The sequence below is a fragment of the Streptococcus pseudopneumoniae genome (assembly GCF_001072665.1).
Classification (GTDB): Bacteria; Bacillota; Bacilli; order Lactobacillales; family Streptococcaceae; genus Streptococcus; species Streptococcus pseudopneumoniae_S.
In genome coordinates this window covers 1-6334 of record NZ_JVJI01000070.1, presented here as the reverse complement: position 1 = coordinate 6334, position 6334 = coordinate 1, and the positions used below count along the sequence as shown (strand labels likewise).

At 36.7% G+C, this 6334-nt stretch carries 9 protein-coding genes; 4 read left to right on the top strand and 5 right to left on the bottom strand.

Annotated features, from left to right (window positions below; genetic code table 11):
* Positions 1 to 37: 37 nt before the first annotated feature.
* The 3 genes from msr(D) to ADH52_RS04410 all read right to left on the bottom strand — a co-directional run bounded on the left by msr(D) (position 38) and on the right by ADH52_RS04410 (position 3394).
* On the bottom strand, positions 38 to 1501 hold the full coding sequence (gene msr(D) / locus ADH52_RS04420) for an ABC-F type ribosomal protection protein Msr(D) (RefSeq protein ID WP_049510330.1): 1464 nt from the start codon (positions 1499 to 1501) through the stop codon (positions 38 to 40).
* Between the two features lie 119 nt (positions 1502 to 1620).
* Positions 1621 to 2838, bottom strand: coding sequence for a macrolide efflux MFS transporter Mef(A) (gene mef(A) / locus ADH52_RS04415; protein WP_000417519.1), 1218 nt, complete (start codon positions 2836 to 2838; stop codon positions 1621 to 1623).
* A 385-nt stretch (positions 2839 to 3223) separates the two neighbouring features.
* Positions 3224 to 3394 (bottom strand): hypothetical protein, encoded by a 171-nt coding sequence (locus ADH52_RS04410; RefSeq protein WP_000873143.1) that lies wholly within the window; start codon positions 3392 to 3394, stop codon positions 3224 to 3226.
* A gap of 521 nt (positions 3395 to 3915) precedes the next feature.
* Between ADH52_RS04410 and ADH52_RS10945 the strand changes: the two genes are divergently transcribed.
* Positions 3916 to 4107, top strand: a complete 192-nt coding sequence (locus tag ADH52_RS10945) for a cysteine-rich KTR domain-containing protein (protein ID WP_001860868.1) — start codon at positions 3916 to 3918, stop codon at positions 4105 to 4107.
* Between the two features lie 59 nt (positions 4108 to 4166).
* Here ADH52_RS10945 and ADH52_RS04405 read toward each other — a convergent pair whose 3' ends face one another.
* On the bottom strand, positions 4167 to 4520 hold the full coding sequence (locus ADH52_RS04405; RefSeq protein WP_001227347.1) for a helix-turn-helix transcriptional regulator: 354 nt from the start codon (positions 4518 to 4520) through the stop codon (positions 4167 to 4169).
* Positions 4521 to 5024: 504 nt separating this feature from the next.
* Here ADH52_RS04405 and ADH52_RS04400 point away from each other — a divergent pair.
* The gene (locus ADH52_RS04400) at positions 5025 to 5447 is read left to right on the top strand and encodes a sigma-70 family RNA polymerase sigma factor (RefSeq protein ID WP_000804885.1); all 423 of its coding nucleotides are present in this window, start codon (positions 5025 to 5027) and stop codon (positions 5445 to 5447) included.
* The gene (locus tag ADH52_RS04395; protein WP_000857133.1) at positions 5444 to 5674 is read left to right on the top strand and encodes a helix-turn-helix domain-containing protein; all 231 of its coding nucleotides are present in this window, start codon (positions 5444 to 5446) and stop codon (positions 5672 to 5674) included. The genes ADH52_RS04400 and ADH52_RS04395 overlap by 4 nt, the downstream gene beginning before the upstream one ends.
* A gap of 225 nt (positions 5675 to 5899) precedes the next feature.
* Here ADH52_RS04395 and ADH52_RS11675 read toward each other — a convergent pair whose 3' ends face one another.
* Complete coding sequence (locus ADH52_RS11675) at positions 5900 to 6151, bottom strand: hypothetical protein (RefSeq protein ID WP_001845478.1); 252 nt, start codon at positions 6149 to 6151, stop codon at positions 5900 to 5902.
* On the opposite strand from ADH52_RS11675, the gene ADH52_RS04390 reads away from it, so the two are divergent.
* A partial coding sequence (locus ADH52_RS04390) for an excisionase (RefSeq protein ID WP_049510328.1) occupies positions 6135 to 6334 on the top strand: 200 nt, incomplete at its 3' end. The two genes, ADH52_RS11675 and ADH52_RS04390, sit on opposite strands and share 17 nt — an antisense overlap.

Below are 6334 nucleotides of genomic sequence, written 5' to 3'. Positions count from 1 at the left end.
CCAGAACAGACTATACTGACCAGCGACTACCTTAAATTTAATGTTTCAGATTTATTTTCTTATCTCTAATTTCATAAACTACATCTGCTACATTTTCGAGTAATCGTTTATCGTGGGTGATAAACACGATAGTTCCGGTGTACTCCTTCATTAGTATTTCCAAAGCCTCTAAACTTGGTATGTCAAGGAAGTTACTGGGTTCATCCATTATTAGGATGTTATATCTACCCATGAGCATTTTAGCAAGCAACAATTTTATAATTTCTCCACCGCTTAAAACAGATAAACTTTTTCCAATATCGTTCTGTTTGAACCCCATAGATGCTAGCACTGAACGAATTTCTGATATATTGTAGTCACAATCCTTCTGCATAAACTCTATAACATTCTGATTACTGTTGTACTTGTAACCATTCTGTGCAAAGTAACCTATTTTTGCCTTAGGTGAAATAGAAATTCCTTCTTCATGGTTTAAGATCATTTGGATTAAAGTTGTTTTTCCGGTTCCATTACCACCAGTTAACGCCACTTTTGCTCCTAGCGGAATTTGAAAAGATGCATTTTCAAACAGTGCCTTATCCTCAAATACTTTATTAATTTCCGCACCGACTATAGGGTATGGATTATGGAGCTCCAATGCTTTACTTTGCCTGAAACGAATTCTGCGAATGTCTTCCGGAGCTTCTACTTTTCCTAAGGCCACAATCCTGTGCTCTAGGGATTTAGCGGCATTATGCATCTTTTTTTCCTTACTTCCTATTGATTTTTGATGAGCTAAACGCCCTCCGCCTTCAGTACTTTTTTTCTTTGAAGAACCTTTTGCCTTCTGTTCTATTTTACGAGCCTGTTTTCGCTTTTCCTCCGCAGCCCTTTCCAATCGGGCACGTTCCGCAATAAATTGTTCGTATTCTGCAGCTTGGCTCTTACGTTCTTCCTCTTTCTGACGAAGATAATCAGAATAGTTTCCCCAATACTCAGTGATTTTGCCATCTTTCAGTTCCCATATTTTATCTACTATTTCATCAAGAAAATAGCGGTCATGGCTAATTACTAACAGTGCACCTGTAAAATATTTTAGCTGTCCTATTAGAAAATCAATTCCTTCACGGTCTAAATGGCTCGTAGGTTCATCCGCTAAAATACCATGAACCTGTGCCGATAAGGCCTGTGCTATTTTAAGCCTTGTTTCTTCACCACCGCTCATGGTCTGTATATTTAATTGCTCAACACCTAGCTTGCCTACAAGTGCAAAATCTTTTTCCTCCTGCAGAGTTACTTCGTCCAACTGGGGAATATAGGCAAGTTCACCCAGATGATTCATCTTACATCCTGGGGAAATTAATTCTCCTAAAAGTACCTTAAATAAAGTGCTTTTTCCTGCACCATTTGCTCCTACTAAACCAATACGGTCATAATCATATACTTCTAATTCATTTATATCTAAAACATCGCGTCCTTTGAATTCCACACGAATGTCTTTTGCTTTTAATATTAATTCCATAACATTTCCTCCTGTCTATAATCGCATGCTTTCATTTGCTTGTATGCAGGGAAAACCCTGCGATTTTAGCAGGAAGAGTTACATGAAAATAAGATACATAAATATTCCTCCAATATTGTTTATTTTAAATCTAATTTTCTAACCTCAGTTATCATTTGGCAAACTATAGCAATGCCAATAATTAAAATACCTGATAGTAAAAACCAATGATTTACACCGATTTTATCAGCAAAGAATCCAGAAAGAATTAACCCAATTGGCATAGCAAGTGACATGATACTTCCGATCAAAGAAAATACACGTCCTAAATATTCAGGCTTAATTTTCTCCTGAAAAAGAGCTGTTTGCACACCGCTATAAAATGGCACCGAAAGCCCCATTATTGCACAGCAAACTACGAATATTACAAATCCATTTGGAGGAAGTATTCCCGAAACGGCTAAACTGGTCCCCATTATAAAAAATGAACTTGTTATTAGTAATACATGCTTTTCGAAGCCCCCTAATCTTCCTAATAATAAGCCTCCTGCTAGCATCCCAAATGCAAAGGAAATTTCCGTAATAGAAATATGCACAGGCGTTCCATTAAAGTGTTCCATGCTTATTAAAGGAAATAGTGCATTGATTGGCATATAAACAAAAGTATATAGTGTTCCTAAGAGTAATAAGGCAAACAATCCTTTGTTTTGTCTCAGAACCACAACTCCTTCTTTCATCTCCCTTATGAAATTTGGTTCTAAACTTTGCACTTGATTACCCAGCTTAGGTATACGTACAATTGCTACCGTAATAGATGCAATCACAGCACCCAATACGTCGATGGCAATAATAGCATTTAAATCCCAAACGGAGTATAAGAGTGCTGCAACTGCCGGACTAACAATATAGCTTATAGACTGCAAAGACTGACTATAGCCTGCGCATTTCGTTAGCTGTTCTTCTGGTACTAAAAGTGGTGTAACCGCATTGAGTGCTGGGGTATGAAAAGCTGTTCCAATGCTACGGATAAACAATACTATCATAATCATCCAGACAGGTAGCTCCATACAGAATGCAACAATAGCAAGCACTGCACCAGCTGCTGCGATAATTAAATCGGCACCAATCATTATCTTCTTCCTATCATGACGATCCACTAGCACACCAATGGCAGGTCCCAAAATCGCATAGGGTAAAAAACCTACTAATGAAGCCATAGACAAGACCATCGCAGATCCTGTTTTTTCTGTAAGGTAAAAAATAATCGCCATTTGCAGGATGGCACTAGTGATTAATGATACTGCTTGCCCTGCCCATATTGCATAAAATTTTCGTTTCCAATTGTTGTATTTTTCCATTTATATTATCTCCTGCATATTATTTTGCTTGAATTTCTATTTTGAATAGCATTCTAGGCAATAAAAAATGCAGGCCAAACCCCACAATGTGGCTTTTGGTCTGCATACATACAATTTGGAAACATTCATATTAAAGACATAGTTAAATAAAGGTATAGTTAAATAACCAATATCCTCACCGTAACTAATGAATGCTCAATATCGTATAAATAAGCACAACAAAAAAGCCTATCATCGGGTATAGATTCTGCTTTTTTTATTGCCAGCTTATCTTAAACGCATTGAGGCTGTCATAGTTTCGGTTCCTCCTACATCTTTGTTTATATCAATTTATAGTATAACACAAAAAGATGATATGTTCAATATAAAAGTTATGGAATGAGACTCATACTTCCAATTCGATGCCAGATTTAAAGGATATGACGAAGTTTTCTTCATAGACTGTAACGCTCTGGATTATCTTCCTTAGTAGCAAGCGATTAGCTTTCACAAAATCTTCTGTTTGTAGTTTTAAAAATTCATCAGGATTTTCTAACTCAACCTCAAAATATTTCATTTTACATTCCCTCATTTCATTTATTGATAAATTGAGTTTGCAAAAAAGAGTGGACAATTTTTGTCTACTCTTAACCTTTAAAATAGTTTTTTTTAATCGATTTGAAGTTGCCTAAATTATTACTTATTCGGTAAAATGAAGTATTGCTTTCAACAGATTTCCTTCAACTACACTTCACTTGATTCAAACAAGGTGGGTACATTTCTATTCCCACAAACTCCTTGTCAATGGAAACAAACACGTACCCACAGGGTAAATGGAAATAGAAACTGATAATTTCTAGCTATCACTTCTACTCATTCCAAAAATTTTCTCACTCTGATACTTACCCACCATAAAGCAAAAAGCCTTGCAATCAAGGCTTTCATTATCCCTTTCGTTCAAAGGTTTCTAAGCTTTTACGAGCAGAGCGACACACTCAGCGGTTCGCTATCTCCGTTCTGTCTGCGTGCTAGCACTTGTCAATCACGGACAGCTATCGCATGGGCGGAAGTAAATGCTAATCTTCGTCGTTTTACTCCTTGACTAGCAAACTTACCGCCTCAACATGTCCTGTATGTGGAAATAAAACACGATTAAAGATAAGGGAAGATACTGAATTAAAAAAATTCCCCCTCTATTGTCCGAAATGCAGACAAGAAAATTTAATTGAAATAAAGCAGTTCAAAGTAACTGTGATTACAGAGCCAGACGCAAAGACGCAGAGCCGATAAAATGAGATTAATACAATCTCATTTTATCGGCTCTTTCCGTTATGTATGGATTCTTTTAATTAGTCTTCGATGTTTCTTGCTTCGTTGATACCGCTGGCTAAAGATTCCATTAAGGATAGTTCTTTGTCTGTAAAGCTATCCATGTATTTCTCTATCTGTAATCGTCGGGTGCTTTTTACCAAGTTATTAGCAGGTAAGAAAAATTCATCAACGGAAACATGAAGTAACGATACAAGGTCATAAAGAACTTGTATGCTGGGGTGTTGCCCTTTATTTTCAATATTAGTTAAGTACCGTGGGTCAATTTCAATCAATGCTCCCACTTGTTCACGAGTTAAACCTCGTTTCAATCGAGCTTCTTTAATGGCTAAACCAAAGGCTCTAAAATCATATTTATCTTCTTTTTTACGCATAGTAGACCACCTCTATACATTTTATTGTTCCTACTGAATTAAAAACAGGTATAGAAAAACGTGTTATATGGTTTATAGGTTTATATTTAATAAAAAGCACTACTAAACGCCAATAAAAAAAACCGTTATATGGTAGTGCTATTTACGCTGTTAAAATATTGTATATTACTTCCAAATGGCGGTTTGTTGGAGGTCAACGTCGCCATGAAGTACATCATATACAATAAATTTCCTTACATTGGGTTCTTGTCAAAAAAAGTCGTCTATCTGCAATAGATAAGTACGTCCACCAATGTGGTTTTATAAATCATATAGATAGAATAACAGAAGCATGTAAACAGAGAAATAAATCTGTTTATATGCTTTTTTGGCTATTCAGAACTTTTTTACAAAGTTTATTTATCAGTAATGCAACAAATCCCCCTTTCACATTGGGACTAAGAGTGAAAGGAGATAAACGAGCAAGGCTCACTTCCTTTCCTAGACAGAAAGGGGGTGAGAAACATGAAACCATCTTCTTTTCAGACCACAATAGAAAATCAGTTTGACTATATCTGTAAACGTGCTATGGAAGACGAGCGAAAGAATTATATGCTTTATCTTTCAAGGATTGCAAAGCGTGAGGTGTCCTTTTCGGATGTTGGCGATTATCTTGTTAGCCAGTTTGCGACAACAGATAACTATTCAACTGACTTTCAGATTTTTACACTCAATGGGTTATCAGTAGGCGTTGAAAATGATTTGTTGAGTGAAGCATTACGTGAGTTGCCAGACAAGAAACGTGAAATTCTACTGCTGTTTTACTTTATGGACATGAGCGATTCAGAAATTGCAGACCTGTTGAAATTGAACCGTTCTACTGTCTATCGGCATAGAACCAGTGGACTAGCCTTAATTAAAAAGTTTATGGAGGAATTTGAAGAATGAAAACACAATATCCTATGATTCCCTTTCCTCTCATTGTAAAGGCAACAGATGGCGATACCGAAGCGATTAACCAGATTCTACATCATTACAGAGGGTACATAACGAAGCGTTCCCTACGACTTATGAAAGATGAATATGGCAATCAAAGTATGGTCGTTGATGAAGTCTTACGTGGAAGAATGGAAACCAGACTGATTACAAAGATTTTGTCATTTGAAATTAAGTAATATCCTCTCTCCTTTCGTGGAAGCGTGCCATACTATTCCACGCTTCCCGAACAGGGAGGTTTGTTATTCCACCAAAGCATATTGAGCTTTCAATGTGTTTTGATAGGCTAACGAGCCATTGTTCTTTGAAAACTGAATAAAAGTAATCGAATACGTTTCGATAAGAAAAGAGCCAACGGAACTAACCGCCATGACCTATCTTATAAAGATAGCGAGCGATTCATGTTAGTGATCCGAGAAGCAATCTTTAGCAGGATTGCCTGCAACGACATTCTTATCGTGATAATGATACTCCCATACAGTCAATAGTCCGAGCGTGATAAAACCGTCGCAGGCAATGAGTATGGCTACATGAGAACCATGCAGGGGTGGAACTCCCGTGAGCTTTGCTAAAGCTGTTCGATTGCTGGTAAAACAACTTTTATGAAATCCAAATAAGTGATTTGGAAAGGAGGATTTTATGAAGCAGACTGACATTCCTATTTGGGAACGTTATACCCTAACCATTGAAGAAGCGTCAAAATATTTTCGTATTGGCGAAAACAAGCTACGACGCTTGGCAGAGGAAAATAAAAATGCAAATTGGCTGATTATGAATGGCAATCGTATTCAGATTAAACGAAAACAATTTGAAAAAATTATAGATACATTGGACGCAAT